This is a genomic window from Actinoplanes sp. NPDC023714 (assembly GCF_040639855.1).
Taxonomy (GTDB): Bacteria; Actinomycetota; Actinomycetes; order Mycobacteriales; family Micromonosporaceae; genus Actinoplanes.
On record NZ_JBFAAR010000012.1, the window covers coordinates 187,171 to 205,508 of the forward strand.

The window sequence follows — 18,338 nt, forward strand, 5'->3', positions numbered from 1 at the left end:
GAAGATCTTTGCGCTTAGGTCCGCCTAATTGTTGGGGCGGGGCTGTCGTGGCTGCTCAGGAGCGGGCAGAACCTTCTCCGCCACGCCGAGGGCGGGGCCGTCCAGGTGATCGCGGATGGTGCCGCCCATGGCCTTGTCCAGGGCCACGATCAGTCCCTCGACCAGGTCCTGAGCGAGGAGCGGATCCTCGGCAGCAACCATCCGCAGACGGCTGGCCAGCTCGGTGGCGCGGCGCTCGCCGGCCTCGCCCTCGTCGATCGCGATGTCGATGTCGGTGTCCTCGAGATGCCCGATATTGGTCATGAACCCGAGCTAAACAGCCATTGGCGGCCTTGTACGCCGAATGCCGGATTTATACCCGGGTGGCGCGATGCAGCGCGGCGATCCCGCCGGACAGATTCCGCCAGCCGACCCGGTCCCACGGGCCGGACTCGGCGATGCGGGCGGACAGGCCCCGCTGGTCGGGCCAGGCCCGGATCGACTCGGCGAGGTAGACGTACGCCTCCGGGTTGCTCGAGACGCCGCGGGCGACCATCGGCAGCGACCGCATCAGGTAGTTCATGTAGACGGTGCGGAACGCCGCGTTGGTCGGGGTGCTGAACTCGCAGACCACGAGCCGGCCGCCCGGCCGGGTGATCCGGCCGAACTCGCGCAGCGCGGCGGTGGTGTCCACGACGTTACGCAGAGCGAAGGAAATGGTCACCGCGTCGAACGTCGCGTCAGCGAACGGCAGTCGCAGCGCGTCACCGGCGAGCAGCGGGATCCGGCGGCCGGCGGCCCGGCCGGCCCGCAGCATCCCGACCGAGATGTCGGCGCCGACCGCGAACGCGCCGGACCGGCTCAGCTCCTCGGTGGAGACCCCGGTGCCGGCGCCGACGTCGAGGACCCGCTCGCCGGGCCGCAGGCCGAGAGCGGCCCGGGTGGCCCGGCGCCAGCCCCGGTCCTGGCCGAAGGAGAGCACGGTGTTGGTGAGGTCGTACCGCTTGGCCACGCCGTCGAACATCTCGGCGACCTCATGGGGCTGCTTGTCCAGGTCTGCACGCGTCACAGGCCAATACTCCCCCGCGCCCGGGAAAACAGAACGGGCGGGATGGTCTCCCATCCCGCCCGCACCTTGTGCGTTATATATACGACCGCCATCGGTCGGGTCCGACTGCTCGTCACCGACCTGATCGCGGCTGGCGACGCTAAGCTTTCAATGCCTTACGCAGGCAACTTAACGAGCGCCAAAGACGGGGTACAGGCAACCGGCGGCCTCGTTACGAAGGAGCAACCCTCCCTCACCGGTCCGACGACCCGAACCTGGCCGAACGGCCGACCGCCACCCCCCAAAGGGGTCAGGAAGCCTCCACGAGCGGCAGCTGAGTGCGTCCCGCGCCGCCACCCGGGATGGCGATCGACGAGAAGTGCGAGACCACGCGCTCGTCGGTCGGGTCCTCCGCGGCGGTCCGGTGCACGGCCAGGTGGCGGTACCAGGTGTCGCGCTGCGCCGGGATCCGGCCGGCGGTGCGGATCATCGAGACCAGGCCCTGCAGGTTGGACCGGTGCCGGGCGCCGGCCGAGGAGATCACGTTCTCCTCCAGCATGATCGAGCCGAGGTCGTCGACGCCCATGTGCAGCGAGAGCTGGCCGATGTCCTTGCCGGTGGTGAGCCAGGAGGCCTGGAGGTGCGCCACGTTGTCGAAGAACAGCCGGGAGACCGCGACGAAGCGCAGGTATTCCACCGTGGTCGCCTGGGTGCGGCCCTTCAGGTGGTTGTTCTCCGGCTGGTAGGTCCACGGGATGAAGGCCCGGAACCCGCCGACGGAGTGGTCCTTCTCCACGGCGTCGTCACGGTAACCGTTCGCAACCGCGAGGTCCTGCACGTCACGGATCATGCGGATGTGCTCGATACGCTCCGCGTTCGTCTCGCCGGTGCCCATCATCATGGTGGCGGTCGACGAGAGGCCGTGCCGGTGCGCCACCGCCATCACCTCGAGCCAGCGCTCGCCGCTCTCCTTCAGCGGGGCGATCGCCTTGCGCGGGCGCTCGGGCAGCATCTCGGCGCCGGCGCCGGCGATCGAGTCGAGGCCGGCCGCCTTGATCCGGATGACCGCGTCCTCGATCGAGACGCCGTCCACCTTCGCCATGTGCAGGATCTCGCTCGGGCCGATCGAGTGGATCGCGAGCTGCGGGTAGGCCTGCTTCACCGAGGAGAAGAGGTCCTCGTAGTAGGCCACCCCGTAGTCCGGGTGGTGGCCGCCCTGGAGCATCACCTGGGTGGCGCCCAGGTCGACCGCCTCGCCGCAGCGCCGGAGGATCTCCTCGGTCGGGTGCGACCAGCCCTCCTTGTGCTTCGGCGCGCGGAAGAACGCGCAGAACTTGCACGCGGTCACGCAGACGTTGGTGTAGTTGATGTTCCGGTCGATCAGGTACGTGACGATCCCGTCCGGATAACGCCGTCGCCGGACCGCGTCGGCCGCCTCGCCGAGGGCGTGGAAGGGGGCCTGCGTGTAGAGAAGCAGCGCCTCCTCGGGCGTGATCCGCCCGCCGTCGGCGCCGCGCTGCAGGATGCTGTCGATCTCCGGGTTCGCGGTCACGCCTCGAAGCGTACGTCTCGGCGGCTTCGCCCGTCAGCGGCGAGGGTCACCGCCCGCGGCCCGGCAACCCCGCTGATCACCCGAGCCCGGAGTAACCTCGACAAGGCTTTCTTGGGGGTGGAAGTGCTCGTCGTTCATGCCGGCTGGGTGCCCGGTCCGGGCGGACCCGGCCGGCTCGTGCTCTGGGCCGAGGATCCCGCGCTGCCGCTGACCTCGGAGTCCCGCTCCCGCAGCGCCAGGCCGCACCCGTTCGCCGCCTCGATCGATTCGGTACGTGTCGCGCTCGGCGCACCGGTCACCGACGCGGCGCCGGAGACCGTCACCGCCGTCCTGCCTGGCACGGCTCGCGGTCCCCTGCCCTCCCCCGACACCGGCGCCGAGCCGGCGGCCCGCGGTCTGCGTCTGGCCGGCTGGACCGTACCGGCGCTGGCGGTCCCGGCCCGGTCCGCCGCCGCGGTGCTCGCCGAGCTCGCCGACCCCGACCCGAGCGGCCCGTGGGTGGCCGGCCCCTCGCTGCGCTACCTCTGCCTGCTCGCCGGCTACGCCTGTGACCTGGCCCGGCGCGGCCGGATGCTGCCCCAGCTGGTGGTCGAGGGCGGCCTGCCCGCGGCCCGCTGGCGCCCGGTGCTGACCGGCAGCGACGCCGTGACCTTCCGCGACTTCGCCGCCGGCATCCCACCGGTGGCCCGCGCCCTCAGCGCCGGCGCAAAACCCGCGAGCAGCCCACGAGCCGGCGCACGAGCCGCGAGCAGCCCGCGAGCCGGCGCCGACTCCGTCGCGGGCACCGCGAGCAGCACTCAAACCGGCGCCGGCGAGGGGCATCCCGCCGGGCGGGTCGTCCGGGACGCGCTCGAGGCGCTCGTCGACCGGGCCGCCCGGGACGTCATGCCCGAGCGGATCCTGGCCGGCGCGCGGCCCGGGCCGAAGGCGCCGCTGCCGGACCGCTGGCTCTCCGCGCTCACCGCCGACGACCCGGCGCTGGCCGGCGCCGATCCCGCCGAGGTGCGCGACCTGCGCAAGGCGCTCGACGACTGGATGCGGGCCGCGAACGCGGCGAACGGCCCGATCCGGGTCAGCTTCCGGCTGATCGAGCCCGATCCCGGCGAGGACGCGTGGAACCTCGAGTTCGCGCTGCAGTCGGCCGAGGACCCGAGCCTCTACCTGCCGGCCGCCGCGCTCTGGGAGGGCGAGCGGTTCCCGGGCCTGCCCCGGCGCCCCGACGAGACCCTGCTGGCCGGGCTGGGCCGGGCGAACCGGCTCTTCCCGCTGCTGCACGTGGCGCTGCTCGAGCAGCGCCCGGCCGCCATGCCGCTCACCACCGGCGAGGCGTTCGAGTTCCTCCGCCAGGTGGCGCCGCTGCTCCAGGCCGCCGGCTTCGGGGTGCAGCTGCCGTCCTGGGCCGGCCGCAAGGCGGTCGGCCTGAAGCTCACCACCCGTTCCAAGACCAAGTCGAAGGCGAGCTCCGGCCGGGCGGTCGCCGACTCCGGCTTCGGGTTGGAGCAGCTGGTCGAGTTCCGCCTCGACCTGGTGATCGGCGAGAGCGAGGTGAGCGCCGACGAGCTGGCCGAGCTGGCCCGGCTCAAGGTGCCGCTGGTCCGGGTCCGCGGCCAGTGGGTCGAGCTGGACGACCGGCAGCTCAAGGCGGCGCTCAAGGCCGTGAGCCGGCGGCGGGAGGGCGAGATGACCGCCGGCGAGGTGCTCCAGCAGGTGGTCGACGGCGGCGAGGAGGACCTGCCCCTGGTCGAGGTCGACGCCGACGGGATGCTGGGCGATCTGCTGTCCGGCCAGACGGCGGAGCGTCTCACCCCGCTGCCGACGCCCGCCGGTTTCCACGGGGCGCTCCGGCCGTACCAGGAAAGGGGTCTCTCCTGGCTGAACTTCCTCTCCCAGCTCGGCCTCGGCGGGGTTCTCGCCGACGACATGGGGCTCGGCAAGACCGCGCAGACGCTGTCGCTGCTGCTCACCGCCGCCAGCAAGACCCTGCTGATCTGCCCGATGTCACTGGTCAGCAACTGGCAGAAGGAGGCGGCCCGGTTCGCGCCCTCGCTGCGGGTGTACGTGCACCACGGCGGCACCCGGCAGCGCGGCGAGGAGTTCACCGCCGCGGTGGACGCCGCCGACCTGGTGCTGACCACCTACGGGACCGCGCTGCGTGACCTGGAGACGCTCCGGGAGGTGGTCTGGGAGCGGGTCGTCTGCGACGAGGCCCAGGCGATCAAGAACAGCGGCACCCGGCAGTCCCAGGCGGTGCGGGCCATCCGGGCCCGGACCCGGATCGCGCTGACCGGCACCCCGGTCGAGAACCACCTGGCCGAGCTGTGGTCGATCATGGACTTCTGCAATCCGGGGCTGCTCGGGCCGGCGAAGCGGTTCCGCCGCCGGTTCCAGGAGCCGATCGAGTCGCGGCAGGACGCCGACGCCACCGCCGCGCTGAAGCGGGCGACCGGGCCGTTCGTGCTGCGCCGGCTCAAGACCGACAAGAGCATCATCTCGGACCTGCCGGAGAAGAACGAGATGAAGGTGTGGTGCTCGCTCACGCCCGAGCAGGCCACCCTCTACCAGGCCGTGGTCGAGGACATGATGGCCGAGATCGAGAGCAGCGAGGGCATCCAGCGGCGGGGCAACGTGCTCGCCGCCATGATGAAGCTCAAGCAGGTCTGCAACCACCCGGCCCACCTGCTCAAGGACGGCTCCCGGCTGCCCGGGCGCTCCGGCAAGCTGGCCCGGCTCGAGGAACTGGCCGAGGAGATCGTCGAGGACGGCGACAAGGCCCTGGTCTTCACGCAGTACGCGGAGTGGGGCTCGCTGCTCCAGCCCTATCTCACGGCCCAGCTCGACCGGCCGGTGCTCTGGCTGCACGGCGGTCTCGCCAAGGCCCGCCGCGACGCGCTGGTCGAGCAGTTCCAGACCGGCAGCGAACCGATGATCTTCCTGCTCTCGCTGAAGGCGGCCGGCACCGGCCTCAACCTGACCGCCGCGACCCACGTCGTCCACTTCGACCGGTGGTGGAACCCGGCGGTCGAGGACCAGGCCACCGACCGGGCCTTCCGCATCGGGCAGTCCCGCAACGTGCAGGTCCGCAAGTTCATCTGCACCGGCACGCTGGAGGAGAAGATCGACCAGATGATCGAGCGGAAGAAGGCGCTCGCCTCGTCGGTGGTCGGCACCGGCGAGGAGTGGATCACCGACCTCAGCACCGATCAGCTGCGCGAATTGTTCTCGCTCGACCCGGCGGCGGTGCGCTGAGATGGCCGACTTCTCCGATTACGGGCGTCCGATCCGGGTGGACGGCGGGCTCGCCGTCCGGTCCCAGCGCGGCAAGATCGGCGAGCAGTGGTGGTCGCGCCGGTTCGTCGACTGGCTGGAGGGCGTCTGCCAGCCGGGGCGGCTCGCGCGCGGCCGCACCTACGCGCGCAAGGGCCAGGTCATCGACTTCGCGCTGCGCCCCGGCCACGTGACCGCGCGGGTGCAGGGCTCGCGTCCCATCCCCTACCAGGTCGACATCCGCATCCCGGCGTACGACGACGGGCAGTGGACTCTCCTCACCTCAGCCCTCGGTGATCGAGCGCTCTACCGCGCCGCGCTGCTCGCCGGCGAGATGCCGCACGAGATCGTCGACCTCTTCACCGACCTGGGGATGCCGCTCTTCCCGGCCGAGCTGAACATCGCCTGCTCCTGCCCGGACTGGGGCATCCCCTGCAAGCACGGCTCGGCCGCCCTCTATGTGCTGGCCGAGGCCTTCGACGACGACCCGTTCCTGGTCCTGGCCTGGCGCGGGCGGGAGCGCGACGCCCTCCTCGACGACCTGCGCGGCACTCCCCAGCCGGAGGAGGAGATCGACTTCCTCGCCGTCGAGGAGGAGCCGCTGGAGGACCGGCTGGCCGACTTCTACGCCCCCGGGATCAGCCTCGGCCGGCTGCGGGAGCGCCCGGCGCGCGGCGGCACCCCGCCGGAGCTGCTGCTGCGGGCGCTCGAGCCGCCGCCGGTGAAGGTCCGGCACATCCCGCTGGTCGACACGCTGCGCGCCGCCTACCGCGATCTGGACGAGGGGCCGCGCCCATCGTGAACCGATCGTGGGCGAGTCCACGATGGACGCGGTGAATAGACCATAACCGATATCGGAATAGAGGTTTCATGAGTGACATGACCTATCGCCGGCTGGGCGACTCGGGCCTCGTCGTGTCCGTCGTCGGGATCGGCTGCAACAACTTCGGCCGCAAGCTCGACGCGGACGGCACCCGCGAGGTGGTCGACGCCGCGATCGACGCCGGGATCACGCTGTTCGACACGGCCGACATCTACGGCACCCCGCACGGCGCCTCGGAGGAACTGCTCGGCGCCGCGCTGAAGGGGCGGCGCGACGAGGTCGTGCTCGCCACCAAGTTCGGCATGAACATGGAGGGGCTGAACGGCCGCGACTTCGGCGCCCGCGGCTCCCGTCGGTACATCGCCCGGGCCGTCGAGGCGTCCCTGCGCCGGCTCGGCACCGATCACATCGACCTCTACCAGATGCACGAGCCCGACCCGGCCACGCCGATCGAGGAGACGCTCGCCGCGCTCGACGACCTCGTACGCTCGGGAAAGGTCCGCTATCTGGGGAACTCGAACTTCTCCGGGTGGCAGATCGCCGACGCCGACTGGACGGCGCGGACCGGTGGGCAGAGCCGGTTCGTCAGCGCGCAGAACCGGTACAGCCTGCTCACCCGGGACGCCGAGGACGAGGTCGTGCCGGCCTGCGAGCAGTTCGGCCTCGGGCTGCTGCCCTTCTTCCCGCTGGAGTCCGGCCTGCTCAGCGGCAAATACCGGCGGGGCGAGCCGGCCGCCGCCGGCACCCGGATGTCCCAGGACCGGTACGCGTCCTGGCTCGCCGACGCCGACTGGGACACGATCGAGGCGCTCACCGCGTTCGGGGCGGAGCGGGATCGCAGCCTGCTCGAGGTCGGGATCGCCGGTCTGGCCGCCCAGCCGGCGGTGACCAGCGTGATCGCCGGGGCCACCACCGCCGATCAGGTGCGGGCCAACGCGGCCGCGGCGTCGTGGGAGCTGAGCGCGGCCGACCTCGCCGCGCTCGACCAGATCCTCAGCTGACGAAGAACGCCGGCCCGTCCTCGGGCAGGGCCGGCACCTCGCCCCGCTCGGCCGCCCGCCGGGCGAACTCCCGCAGCCCCGCGACCTGCCGCTCGCCGAGCGAGAAGTCGAGCACCCGGAAGTAGTTGGCGAGGGTGGCCGCGTCGAACGGCTCCCACCGGGCGCCCGCCTCGGCCACCTCGTCGAGCTCCTTCAGCGCCAGGTCGCGGGACCGCTGGAACGCCTCGTGCACGTCCTTGACCCGGCCCGGGTGCGCGGCCGCGAAATCCCTGCGAACCGCCCACACCGCGAAGACCATCGGCAGGCCGGTCCACTCCTTCCACGCCTCGGCCAGGTCGATCACCTGGAGGCCGCGGGCGGGCGCCTCGTACATGGCGCGCAGGGCCGGGTCGCCGATCAGCACCCCGGCGTCCGCCTCCATCAGCATCTGCGACAGGTCGGGCGGGCAGCGGAAGTATTCGGGGTTCACGGCGTACCGCTCGGAGAGCAGCATCTGAGCGAGCAGCACACCGGTCCGCGACGTCGAGCCGAGCGCGACCGGCCGCCCGTCCAGCTCGGCCGGCGGCCGGGTGGAGACCAGGTTGACCGAGAGCACCGGGCCGTCGCTGCCCACCGCGAGGTCGGGCAGCAGAAGCAGCTCGTCGGCGTGCCGCAGGTACTCCACGAGCGTGATCGGCCCGATGTCCAGGTCACCGGCGACCAGGGCGGCGCTGAGCCGCTCCGGGGTGTCCTTGTGGAGGTCGACGTCGAGCAGCGCGCCCGAGCGCATCAGGCCCCAGTAGATCGGGAGGCAGTTGAGGAACTGGATGTGCCCGACCCGGGGCCGACGCGCGCTGTCGCTCATGCTGCGACGTTATCCCGGATCTCGGGACGTCCGGCGTCCCCGGGGGCGCCGGGTGGCTCAGATCGCACCAGGGGCAGGCAGGCGAGCGCCGCCAGGATCCCGGCCGCGCCGGCGCCCGCGACCAGCAGGCGGGGCTCGAAACTCTCGGCGAGCGGGCCGGCCACGAGCAGGCCGCCGAGCCCGGCACCCTGGACCGCGGCGGTGTACGCGGCGAAGGCCCGGCCGTGCGAGGCGGCCGGCACCCGGCTCGCGACGATCACGGTGGTGCAGACGTTGAGGCCACCGTTGGTGATGCCGCCGGCGATCCAGAGCGGGATGAGCCAGCCGGCCGAGCCGACCGCGGAACCGGCCAGCACCGCGACGCAGGAGAGCGCGAGCAGGGTCAGGACCAGCGGCATGGTGAGCCGCCGGGGCCGCAGCCGCCCGAAGGCCAGGCTGCCGATCACCATGCCGACCGTCCAGGACGCCATCACGAAGCCGTAGACCGTGGTGGACGCCCCGAGTGTGTCCCGGATGAAGAAGACCTCGAAGACGTTGATGGCGCTGACCCCGGCGACGACGGAGGCGACGGCCACCGTCATGACGGTCAGGATGCGGTCGTCCCGCAGCCGGAACGGCGCCGAGGGGTCCGCGGTCGCGGCGACACCCCGTCGCGTACGGACGAGCAGCCCGATCCCGATCAGCCCCAGATAGCTGGCCGCGCTGAGCAGCAGGGGCAGGCGGGGGCCCGCCTGGCCGACCAGGATCCCGGCGAGCGCGGGCGCGATCAGCATCCCGGCCTGCCCGGCGGTCTGCACGACGCCGCTCGCCTTCGGCAGGCCGGCCGCTCCCACCATCCTCGGCACGAGCGCCGCCAGCGTCGGCTGGGTCACGGCGAGACCGCATCCGAGCAGGGCCACCAACGCGATGATCAGGATCGGGTGGCGCGCGTTGGCGAGCACCGCGCAGACCACGGCCTGGATCGAACCCACCAGGACCAGGAGGGTACGGCTGTCCGCCCGGTCCACGAGCCGTCCGGTGATCGGCGCGAGCACGGCGACCGGCAGGGTCGCCGCCACGAGCAGGCCGGAGACGGCCAGCCCGCCGTGCCCGGACTGCTGCAGCACCAGGGCGAGCGTGGTCGCCGCCAGCAGATCGCCGCAGACGGAGATCGCCCGGCCCGCCGCCACGAGATAGACGTCCGCCCAGCGCTCGTCCGCAGATGTGAAGGACATACTTCGAAAGTATTCCTTCACATCCATGAGAAGCAAGGGTGCCGCTATGCCATCGGGAACGCCGCGTACTGGACCACCACGTGCCGAGCACCCTCCGGCGCGCCCTCCTGCCGGTCCCGCACCCGGTACGGCTCCAGCAGCGCCCGGATCTTCGCGTTCAGCTCGGTGAGCTCGCCGGCCGTCACCATCAGCTGCTGGCCCATGAGCGAACTCGCGTCCCGCCACTCCTGCGGGTCGCCGGCCTGCCGCTCCACCCACTCGCGGAGGCGCTGCTTGTCCCGGGTCAGGTAGATGTCGATGAGCGCCTTCTCGGCCGCCACCGAATCCGGCTTCCCGGCGTCGCTGTCGATCCACAGGCTGGACCCGGTGCTGCGCCACCGCCGCTCCCGCCCGTCACCCTGGCTGGGCGCCTGCTCCACCAGGCCGTACTTCGCCAGCTCCCGCAGGTGATAGCTGGTGGCGCTCGGCGACAGCCCGACCAGCCTCGCGCACTCGGTCGCGGTCATCGCCGCCCCGGTCGCCGTCAGATGGTCGACGATCTCGATCCGGGCCGGATGAGCGAGCGCCCGCAGGGTCCGCGCATCGCTGATCCGGACTCGCTCCTGCTCCCGCTCCGCCATCCCCCCATTCTGGTCGGCCGCGGAAATTCGGTGGACACGCGGCTCGGACCGCGTAGCGTGGAGGGCCGCTCGACGGCCGTGGTGAGCATGCACCGCAGCGGACGTCCCCGCGCCGCCGACGGCCTACCCGCTCGGGCGGATACGCGAGCAGCACGCCGTTCACAGCCTCTGGGGATGATCTGTGCCCACCGATCTGGATTCCGAGCTCGCCGCCGAACGCACCCACCTGACCGAGTCCCGCGCCGCGCTGCGCCGGATGCGTGATCGGGCCCAATCCCTCTTCGCCACCGGTGACAAGGTCGCCGGCGACGCCTACACCGCCGAGCAGCTGGGCCGGCACATGGCCCGGCGGGTCAAGGAGCTGGCCGACGACCCGGAGACGCCGCTCTTCTTCGGCCGGCTCGACATCGACGAGTCGCCCTACCACGTGGGGCGGCGGCACGTCACCGACGACGCCGGCGAGCCGATGGTGCTCGACTGGCGGGCGCCGCTGTCGCGCAGCTTCTACCGGGCCAGCGTGCGCGATCCGCAGGGTGTCGCGACCCGCCGCCGGTTCGGGTTCGTGAAGGGCGAGCTGACCAGCTTCGAGGACGAGCACCTGGATCGCGGCGAGGAGCTCGGCACGAGCAGCCGCATCCTGACCGCCGAGATCGAGCGGCCGCGCGTCGGGCCGATGCGGGACATCGTCGCGACGATCCAGCCGGAGCAGGACGAGCTGGTCCGGGCCGAACTGGCCGACTCGATCTGCGTGCAGGGCGCGCCCGGCACCGGCAAGACGGCGGTCGGCCTGCACCGCGCCGCGTTCCTGCTCTACCTGCACCGGGAACGGCTGCGCCGGTCCGGCGTGCTGATCGTCGGCCCGAACACGGCGTTCCTCTCGTACATCTCGGCGGTCCTGCCGACCCTCGGCGAGGTCGAGGTACAGCAGTCCACACTGGAGGAACTGATCGGCCGGGCGCCGGTCAAGGCGGTCGATCCGCCGGCGGCTTTGAAGATCAAACATGACGTACGACTGGCCGAGGCGCTCCACCGGGCACTGTGGACGCGGGTGACGAAGCCGGAGACGCCGATCATGGTGTCGGACGGCTCCTACCGGTGGCGGATCGACGCCGAGCCGCTGCGCCGGATCGTCGACGAGGCCCGCCGCGAGGGCCTGCCGTACTCGGTCGGCCGGGAACGCGTCCGCGCCCGGGTGGTCGGCCTGCTGCAGCGCCAGTCGGAGTACCGCACCGGCAACTCGCCCGGCGAGTCCTGGCTGCGCAAGATGGGGAAGATCGGCCCGGTCACCGGGTTCCTCGAGGCCACCTGGCCGGCCGTCACCCCGGAGTCGCTGGTGGCGGGCCTGCTGACCGACCCGTCGGTGGCCGGCGACCTGCTCACCGCCGAGGAGCAGGAGGCGATCCGCTGGGTGAAGCCGCCGAAGACGGTGAAGTCGGCGAAGTGGACGGCCGGTGACCTGCTGCTGCTCGACGAGGCCGCCGGGCTCCTCGATCGGGAGAACAGTTTCGGTCACGTGGTCGTCGACGAGGCTCAGGACCTGTCGCCCATGCAGGCCCGCGCCATCGCCCGGCGCAGCGAGCACGGCTCGATCACCCTGCTCGGCGACCTGGCCCAGGGCACCGCGCCGTGGGCCGCCACCGACTGGCGGGACATCCTGCGTCACCTCGGCAAACCGGACGCCTCGGTGGTGCCGCTGACTGTCGGTTTCCGCGTACCCGAAGCGGTTGTCACCCTCGCGAATCGCCTGCTCCCGGCGCTGGGCGTGAACGTGCCGGAGGCGGTGTCCCTGCGCCGCGACGGCGACCTCGCGGTGATCGCGGTGCCGGATCCGGACGACCTGGACGCCCGCACCCTCGCCGAGGTCGGCGCGGCCCTGAACCACGAGGGATCGGTGGCGGTCATCGCTGCCGACAGCGCCGTCGACCGCCTCCGCGGCCACCTGACCGCCGCCGGGGTCGAGCACGCGACCCCCGACGACGTCGACGCGGAGGCCCGGGTCGTGGTCGTGCCGGCGACGCTGGTCAAGGGCCTGGAGTACGACCACGTCATCGTCCACGAGCCGGCCGCCATCGTGGCCGCCGAGCCGAAGGGCCTGAACCGCCTCTACGTGGTGCTCACCCGGGCCGTCACGAGGCTCTCGGTTCTGCACGCCGAACCGCTGCCCGAGGCACTTACGATCAACTGATGTCTCGTATCGGAGTGATGTTCGACCGCGACCGTGCCCCCGAGGAACTGCCCGCCTTCGCGAAGGCCATGGAGGAGGCCGGGATCGACGACCTCTGGGTGGTCGAGGACCTCGGCTGGGCCGGCTCGATCAGCTCGGCCGCGATCGCTCTCGCCGCCACCTCCCGGATCCGGGTCGGCATCGGCATCGCGCCGGCGCCGCTGCGCAACCCGGCCCTGCTCGCCATGGAGCTGGCGATGCTGGCCCGGGTCTACCCCGGCCGGGTAGTCGGCGGGCTCGGCCACGGCGTGCCGGAGTGGATGCGGCAGGTCGGCGTCGAGCGGAAGGCGAAGCTGGCCCTGCTGGAGGAGAGCGTCGTCGCGGTCCGGGGGCTGCTGAACGGCGAGACCGTGACCCTGCACGGCCGCGAGGTGCACATCGACGGCGTGAAGCTGGTGCACCCGCCCGCGGTCGTGCCGCCGATCGTCACGGGCGTGGTGCAGCCGCGCTCGCTGGAGCTCTCCGGCCGGGTCGCGGACGGGACGATCATCCCGGAGGGCCGGGGCCCGAAGGAGCTGGCCGAGGCCCTCGAACACGTGCGCCGGGGTGGCGCCTCCGCGGACCACGACGCGATCCTCTTCGCGTTGCTGCACGTCAGCGACGACCCGGAGGCCGCCGAGAAGGAGACCGGCGAGCTCGTCCGCATCCAGGCGTCGTGGCTCGGCGTCGACCCGGCCGACGTGTTCTCGCTGATCGGCCCGGCGTCGGAGTTCCCGGCCAAGGTCCGGGCGGCCACCGAGGCGGGCATGACGTCGCTGGTGCTGCGCCCGCTCGGCGCCGACCCGGTCGGGCAGGTGAGGGCCACCCTCGCGGCGCTCACTCATCCCCCGACGGAGGACTGAGGGTCGCGGAATCCGGCGGGCCGGGCGACGATCACCTTTGTGGACGTCGTGACCCAATGGATACGCACCACCTGGACGAATCGGTCGCGCGGCGGTCCGCCCGCCGCGCGGCGCGAGGCCTTTCCCCTCACCGAGGAGGGGACGCCCCTGCTGCACGAGATCGACATGTCGGAGCAGGACGATTTCAACCCCATCTCTTCGGTACGGCGTGAGCTGCCGAACCCGGACCGCGTGGCGATCCACGAGGCCGGCCGTCTCCTGAGCATCGAGCTGCGCCCCGAGCCCGGCACGGCGCCGGCGCGCTGGCAGCGGGGCTCGATGGTGCTGCTCCGGCCCGGCCAGTGGCTGCGCTGGCGGATCGACTACCGGATCACGCACGCCGGCGGGGAGACCTACCGCCTCGACACCCTCAACCTCGCCTATCGCCCCGACGCCGCGGCGGCCGCCTTCGCCGGGGTTCCGGCCCGCTTCCTGGACGAGCGGACACAGCTCAGCTGAGCGGCTTCACCCAGCGGGACCAATCGGGCTGGGCGCGGTAGCCGTGGGCGGCCCAGATGGCGTGCGCCCTCTCGTTCGCGTCGAGGACCATGGCGTCGACCCGGGTGCCGCCGAGTGCCCGGAACCTCTCCTCGGCCGCCGCGATGAGCCGGCCGCCGATGCCCTCGCGACGGCGACCCGGCGCGACCGCGAGCCGGTACAGATGGCAGCGCCACCCGTCCCACCCCGCGATGACCGTGCCGACGATCTCCTGCCCGTCGACCGCGACGATCAGCGCGTCCGGATCGCGTCCGACGAGCGCCGCTACCGCCTCGGCGGTGTCCGCCGGGCGGCTGTCGTTCTCGGCGGCAGCCAGCCAGAACGCGAGGACCTGCGGCAACTCGTCCGCTCGTACACATCGCAAGATCACAGACCCAGCCTATTCACCTTTGTGGAATGAGGCCGGGGCGGACCGTCGATTCGGGAAGATGACAGTTTCATACGGAACCGAGCATGGGAATGCGACGATGCGACCATGACCGCTCCGTCGCCCGGCGTGCCGTCCTGGGTGGATCTGGCCACCGCCGACCTCGGGGACGCGACCCGGTTCTACACCGCGATGTTCGGGTGGACCGCCGAGATCTCCGGCGACGACTTCGGCGGCTACACGACCTTCCTGCTGAACGGCCTGCCGGTGGCGGGCGCCGGCCCACTCTTCGGCGAGGGGCAGCCGACGGCCTGGAGCACGTACTTCGCGGCCGACGACGCCGACGCGGTGGCGGCCCGGGTCGAGGCGGCCGGCGGGAAGGTGCTCGTCGCGCCGTTCGACGTGGTGGACCAGGGCCGGATGGCGGCCTGCCTCGACCCGGCGGGCGCGCCGTTCAGCGTCTGGGAGGCCGGGACCATGCGCGGCGCCGAGGCCTTCCACGTGCCCGGGGCGCTGACCTGGAACGAGCTGAACACCCGGGACGCCGACGGCGCGATGGCGTTCTACGGCGCGGTCTTCGGCTGGGACTACCGGGACGGCGTGGTCGGCCCGCTGCCGTACGTGATCTGCCGGAATGAGGGGCGGCCGGTCGCCGGCATCCAGCTCATGGCCGGTGACGGGTGGCCCGACGACCTGCTGCCGCACTGGCTCGTCTATTTCGCGGTCGGGGATTGTGACGTGGCGGCCGAGCACGCCTATCGGCTCGGCGCGCGGGTCGTGCACCCGCCGACGACCGTCGCGGTGGGGCGGTTCGCGCTGCTGGAGGATCCGCAGGGTGGCCGGTTCGCGATCCTCGCCTCGTGAAGACCTCGTGATGTCCTGCGCTTCGCCTCACGCCAGCAGCTGGGGGATCTTCTCGTAGAGCTGCTGGGTGAAGGTCAACATCTCGCGCAGCATCCAGTTGCCGGTGAGCAGCAGGACCAGGCCGATGGCGATGGCCTTCGGGACGAAGGAGAGCGTCGCCTCCTGGATCTGGGTCACCGACTGGAAGAGCGAGATCACGAAGCCGACGCCGAGCGCGGTCAGCAGCACCGGGGCGGCCAGCTTCGCCGAGATGGTCATGGCTTGGAGGGCGAGTTCCACCACCATCGTGTCCGTCATAACGGATATATCGGTTTGTTGAGTGATTTTTGAGTGCTGTTCGGTTGCGGTCTGGTTGCTACGACGAGGGGGCCGTGCTCACCCTCGATCACCCGGACCCGCACCCGGTAGTGCTCGGCCAGGGTCTCCTCGGTCAGCACCTCGGTGGGCCGGCCCGCGGCCACCACCCGGCCGCCGGCCAGCAGGATCATGCGGTCCGCGTACTCCCCCGCCGTGGACAGGTCGTGCATCGTCGCCAGCACGGTCAGCCCGCGCTCCGACCGCAGCCGGTCCACCAGCTCGAGGACCTCCTGCTGGTGGCCGATGTCGAGGGCGCTCGTCGGCTCGTCCAGCAGCAGGATGCCGGCGCCCTGGGCGAGCGCGCGGGCCAGGAAGACCCGCTGCCGTTCCCCGCCGGAGAGGGTGTCGAGGCGGCGCCCGGCGAACGGCTCCAGGTCGAGTGCGGCGAGCACCTCGTCGACGACGGCCAGGTCCGAGGCCGACTCCCGGCCCAGGGGCGGGATGTACGGCGTACGCCCGAGCAGGACGTAGTCGTACACCCCCATGGCCGGTGGAACGACCGGCGACTGGGTCACGGTGGCGATCGCCTTGGCGCGGTCCCGGCGGCTCATGCTGGTGATGGCCCGGCCGTGCCAGCGGATCTCGCCCTCGTGCGGCAGGAGCCCGCCGATCGCCCGCAGCGCCGTCGACTTGCCGGCGCCGTTCGGTCCGATGATGGTGACCCATTCACCGGTGGCGACGGTCAGGTCGACGCCGTCGACGATCAGCGTGCCGTCCAGACGTACGCTGAGGTTTCGGACTTCTATCGAATTCTCGGTCATGCCGGTATCGCCTTGCTCGTCCTCATCACCAGGACGAAGAACGGCGCACCGAGGAAGGCCGTGACCACCCCGATCGGGATCTCCGCGTCGCCCGCGACGGTCCGGGCCACCAGGTCGGTCAGGGTGAGGAAAGCGGCGCCGAAGAGGATCGAGAGCGGCAGCAGCGAACGGTAGCTCGGCCCGGTCAGCAGCCGGATCGTGTGCGGCACGATCAGCCCGACGAAGCCGATCAGCCCGGAGACCGAGACCGCCGCGGCGGTGCCCAGCGACGCCGCGACGATCAGCAGGTACCGGCTGCGCTGCGGGTGCAGGCCCAGGCTCGCCGCCTCCGCGTCACCCACGGTCAGGACGTCGAGCTCGCGCCGCTGGGTCAGCACGATCACCGTCGTGACGATCACGTAGGGCAGGATCACCAGCACGTCGTGCCAGCCCGCCGTGGCGAGCCGGCCGAGCAGCCAGGAGTACACCTCCTGCAGCGACTCGACGTTCCGCTGCAGCAGGTAGGTCTGCGCCGCCGAGAGGAACGCCGACACCGCGACCCCCGCCAGGATCAGCGCGGCCGGCGTCCGGTTGCGGCTGCCTGCGGCGCCGAGCATCCAGGTGAGGGCGACCGCCAGGAGCGCACCGGCGAAAGCGGCCATGGGTACGGTGACCGGCAGCTCCACGGCAGCGGACGCGCCCAGGACGATCACGGCCGTGACACCGAGCCCGGCGCCGGCCGCCACACCGAGCAAGTACGGGTCGGCCAGCGGGTTGCGGAAGGCGCCCTGGTACGCGGCGCCGGCCAGCGCCAGCATCGCGCCGACCAGCAGACCCAGCACGACCCGGGGCAGCCGGAGTTGCATCAGGATCGCGATCTCGCGTTCGGAGAGGCCGCTGTCCAGCCGTACGCCCGGAATGAGATTGAGCATCTCGGCCGCGACCCCCGCCGGAGGGAGCCGGGCCGAGCCGAAGGCGAGGCCCGCGAGCGTCGCCACCAGGACCGCGAGCACGCCCGCGACGAGCCAGACCGGGCGGAGGCCCGCTCTCCTCGCCTCGTTCCGATTCTTGACCAGGGTCACGCCGGGATCTTGTTCAGGGCGTCGGCGACGGCTTGGACGAGGTCGACGGTGCGCGGGCCCCAGCGCGAGGCGATGTCGTCGTCGAGCGCGAAGATCTGACTCTTCTGCACGGCGGTCACCGCGGACCAGCCCTTGCGCGCCTTCACCGTCTCGGCGGACTGCTGGCAGCACTTGCTGTCGGCCAGGAAGATCGTGTCCGGGTTCGCCTGGACCACGGCCTCCTGGCTGAGTTGCGGGTACCCGCCGAACGAGCCGCTCGCGTCGGCCGCGTCCGCCACGTTGGTCATGCCGAACCTGCTGAAGACCGAGCCGACGAACGTCTTCGAGGTGGCCGAGTAGAGCTCCGGGCCGAGCTCGTAGAAGTAGCTGAGCGGCGTGGTCCGGGCCGGCGCCGACTTCACGATCTCGTCGATCTTCGCGGCCATCCCGGCGTTCACCTGCTCCGCCTCGGCCTCGTGGCCGGTCAGCGTGCCCAGCTCGCCGATCTGCTTGTAGGTGTCGTCGAGGGTGGCCGCGGCCGGCGCCACGAACGCCGGGATCGCCAGCTTCCCGAGCTGGGCCACGATGTTCTCGGTGTCGTTCGAGACCACCACGAGGTCGGGGTCCTTCGCGGCGATCGCCTCGGCGTTCGGCTTGAAGCCGGAGAGGTCGGACTTGGGCGCCTCGGCCGGGTGGTTGGACTGGTCGTCCACCGCCGTGACCTGCGCGCCCGCGCCGATCGCGAAGAGCATCTCGGTGGCGGTCGGGCTGAGGCTCACGATCTTCTCGGGCCGGGCCTCCAGCGTCACGCTGCCGACGGTGACCGGGTATGCCGCGTTCGCGCTCGGCGCGGTGGCCGGCTCGTCGTTCCCCCCGTCCCCGCAACCGGCGAGGACCAGGGCCGTCGCCGCGATCGCGGCGGTGAGCAGACGTCGTTTCATGATCAAGAACCTCCTGTCGGCCGGGCTGTGGTGCTTCGCCGACAGGGGCTTCTCGGCCGC

Annotated in this window: 18 protein-coding genes; 7 read left to right on the forward strand and 11 right to left on the reverse strand. The window is 72.0% G+C overall.

What is annotated here, in order from left to right:
* Window positions 1-24 precede the first annotated feature (24 nt).
* The 3 genes from AB0G10_RS37650 to mqnC form a co-directional block, all read right to left on the reverse strand.
* A complete protein-coding gene (locus tag AB0G10_RS37650; protein WP_127544936.1) occupies window positions 25-303 on the reverse strand; it encodes a hypothetical protein in 279 nt (92 codons plus the stop codon).
* Window positions 304-352: 49 nt separating this feature from the next.
* Window positions 353-1,048: a demethylmenaquinone methyltransferase gene (locus AB0G10_RS37655; RefSeq protein WP_360933249.1), complete on the reverse strand. Its 696-nt coding sequence runs from the start codon at window positions 1,046-1,048 to the stop codon at window positions 353-355.
* A gap of 289 nt (window positions 1,049-1,337) precedes the next feature.
* Window positions 1,338-2,579 carry a cyclic dehypoxanthinyl futalosine synthase gene (gene mqnC / locus AB0G10_RS37660; RefSeq protein WP_360933252.1) on the reverse strand — a complete coding sequence of 414 codons (1,242 nt, stop codon included), beginning with the start codon at window positions 2,577-2,579 and terminating at the stop codon, window positions 1,338-1,340.
* A 123-nt stretch (window positions 2,580-2,702) separates the two neighbouring features.
* Here mqnC and AB0G10_RS37665 point away from each other — a divergent pair, with 123 nt between their 5' ends.
* The 3 genes from AB0G10_RS37665 (at window position 2,703) to AB0G10_RS37675 (ending at window position 7,667) form a co-directional block, all read left to right on the forward strand.
* Window positions 2,703-5,825, forward strand: a complete 3,123-nt coding sequence (locus AB0G10_RS37665; RefSeq protein WP_360933255.1) for an SNF2-related protein — start codon at window positions 2,703-2,705, stop codon at window positions 5,823-5,825.
* A 1-nt stretch (window position 5,826) separates the two neighbouring features.
* Window positions 5,827-6,645, forward strand: coding sequence for an SWIM zinc finger family protein (locus tag AB0G10_RS37670; protein WP_360933258.1), 819 nt, complete (start codon window positions 5,827-5,829; stop codon window positions 6,643-6,645).
* Between the two features lie 68 nt (window positions 6,646-6,713).
* Window positions 6,714-7,667, forward strand: coding sequence for an aldo/keto reductase (locus AB0G10_RS37675; protein WP_360933261.1), 954 nt, complete (start codon window positions 6,714-6,716; stop codon window positions 7,665-7,667).
* Here the strand turns inward: AB0G10_RS37675 and AB0G10_RS37680 are convergent.
* Genes AB0G10_RS37680 through AB0G10_RS37690 form a run of 3 tightly spaced genes read right to left on the reverse strand, consistent with a single transcriptional unit; the run spans window position 7,660 to window position 10,345 of the window.
* Window positions 7,660-8,511 (reverse strand): menaquinone biosynthesis protein, encoded by an 852-nt coding sequence (locus AB0G10_RS37680; RefSeq protein ID WP_360933264.1) that lies wholly within the window; start codon window positions 8,509-8,511, stop codon window positions 7,660-7,662. The two genes, AB0G10_RS37675 and AB0G10_RS37680, sit on opposite strands and share 8 nt — an antisense overlap.
* Window positions 8,508-9,725, reverse strand: a complete 1,218-nt coding sequence (locus tag AB0G10_RS37685; protein ID WP_360933267.1) for an MFS transporter — start codon at window positions 9,723-9,725, stop codon at window positions 8,508-8,510. Before AB0G10_RS37685 ends, AB0G10_RS37680 begins: the two co-directional genes overlap by 4 nt.
* A gap of 44 nt (window positions 9,726-9,769) precedes the next feature.
* A complete protein-coding gene (locus AB0G10_RS37690) occupies window positions 9,770-10,345 on the reverse strand; it encodes a winged helix-turn-helix domain-containing protein (RefSeq protein WP_360933270.1) in 576 nt (191 codons plus the stop codon).
* 181 nt (window positions 10,346-10,526) lie between these two features.
* Between AB0G10_RS37690 and AB0G10_RS37695 the strand changes: the two genes are divergently transcribed.
* From AB0G10_RS37695 to AB0G10_RS37705, 3 genes are read left to right on the forward strand one after another with little or no spacing between them, the layout of a single operon-like run.
* The gene (locus AB0G10_RS37695) at window positions 10,527-12,530 is read left to right on the forward strand and encodes an AAA family ATPase (RefSeq protein WP_360933273.1); all 2,004 of its coding nucleotides are present in this window, start codon (window positions 10,527-10,529) and stop codon (window positions 12,528-12,530) included.
* Window positions 12,530-13,411, forward strand: a complete 882-nt coding sequence (locus AB0G10_RS37700; protein ID WP_360933276.1) for an LLM class flavin-dependent oxidoreductase — start codon at window positions 12,530-12,532, stop codon at window positions 13,409-13,411. The genes AB0G10_RS37695 and AB0G10_RS37700 overlap by 1 nt, the downstream gene beginning before the upstream one ends.
* A gap of 39 nt (window positions 13,412-13,450) precedes the next feature.
* Complete coding sequence (locus AB0G10_RS37705) at window positions 13,451-13,909, forward strand: hypothetical protein (protein WP_360933279.1); 459 nt, start codon at window positions 13,451-13,453, stop codon at window positions 13,907-13,909.
* On the opposite strand, the gene AB0G10_RS37710 is transcribed toward AB0G10_RS37705, so the two are convergent.
* Window positions 13,902-14,318 (reverse strand): GNAT family N-acetyltransferase, encoded by a 417-nt coding sequence (locus tag AB0G10_RS37710; protein WP_360933282.1) that lies wholly within the window; start codon window positions 14,316-14,318, stop codon window positions 13,902-13,904. The two genes, AB0G10_RS37705 and AB0G10_RS37710, sit on opposite strands and share 8 nt — an antisense overlap.
* Before the next feature lie 105 nt (window positions 14,319-14,423).
* Here AB0G10_RS37710 and AB0G10_RS37715 point away from each other — a divergent pair, with 105 nt between their 5' ends.
* Window positions 14,424-15,179, forward strand: coding sequence for a VOC family protein (locus AB0G10_RS37715; protein WP_360933285.1), 756 nt, complete (start codon window positions 14,424-14,426; stop codon window positions 15,177-15,179).
* A 27-nt stretch (window positions 15,180-15,206) separates the two neighbouring features.
* On the opposite strand, the gene fliQ is transcribed toward AB0G10_RS37715, so the two are convergent.
* Genes fliQ through AB0G10_RS37735 form a run of 4 tightly spaced genes read right to left on the reverse strand, consistent with a single transcriptional unit; the run spans window position 15,207 to window position 18,278 of the window.
* Window positions 15,207-15,476: a flagellar biosynthesis protein FliQ gene (gene fliQ / locus AB0G10_RS37720; protein WP_360933288.1), complete on the reverse strand. Its 270-nt coding sequence runs from the start codon at window positions 15,474-15,476 to the stop codon at window positions 15,207-15,209.
* Entirely contained in the window at window positions 15,473-16,297 is an 825-nt protein-coding gene (locus AB0G10_RS37725) for an ABC transporter ATP-binding protein (RefSeq protein ID WP_360933291.1), read from the reverse strand. Before AB0G10_RS37725 ends, fliQ begins: the two co-directional genes overlap by 4 nt.
* Window positions 16,294-17,358 carry an iron ABC transporter permease gene (locus AB0G10_RS37730; protein ID WP_360933294.1) on the reverse strand — a complete coding sequence of 355 codons (1,065 nt, stop codon included), beginning with the start codon at window positions 17,356-17,358 and terminating at the stop codon, window positions 16,294-16,296. Before AB0G10_RS37730 ends, AB0G10_RS37725 begins: the two co-directional genes overlap by 4 nt.
* A complete protein-coding gene (locus AB0G10_RS37735) occupies window positions 17,355-18,278 on the reverse strand; it encodes an ABC transporter substrate-binding protein (RefSeq protein WP_360933297.1) in 924 nt (307 codons plus the stop codon). The genes AB0G10_RS37730 and AB0G10_RS37735 overlap by 4 nt, the downstream gene beginning before the upstream one ends.
* Between the last annotated feature and the right edge of the window lie 60 nt (window positions 18,279-18,338).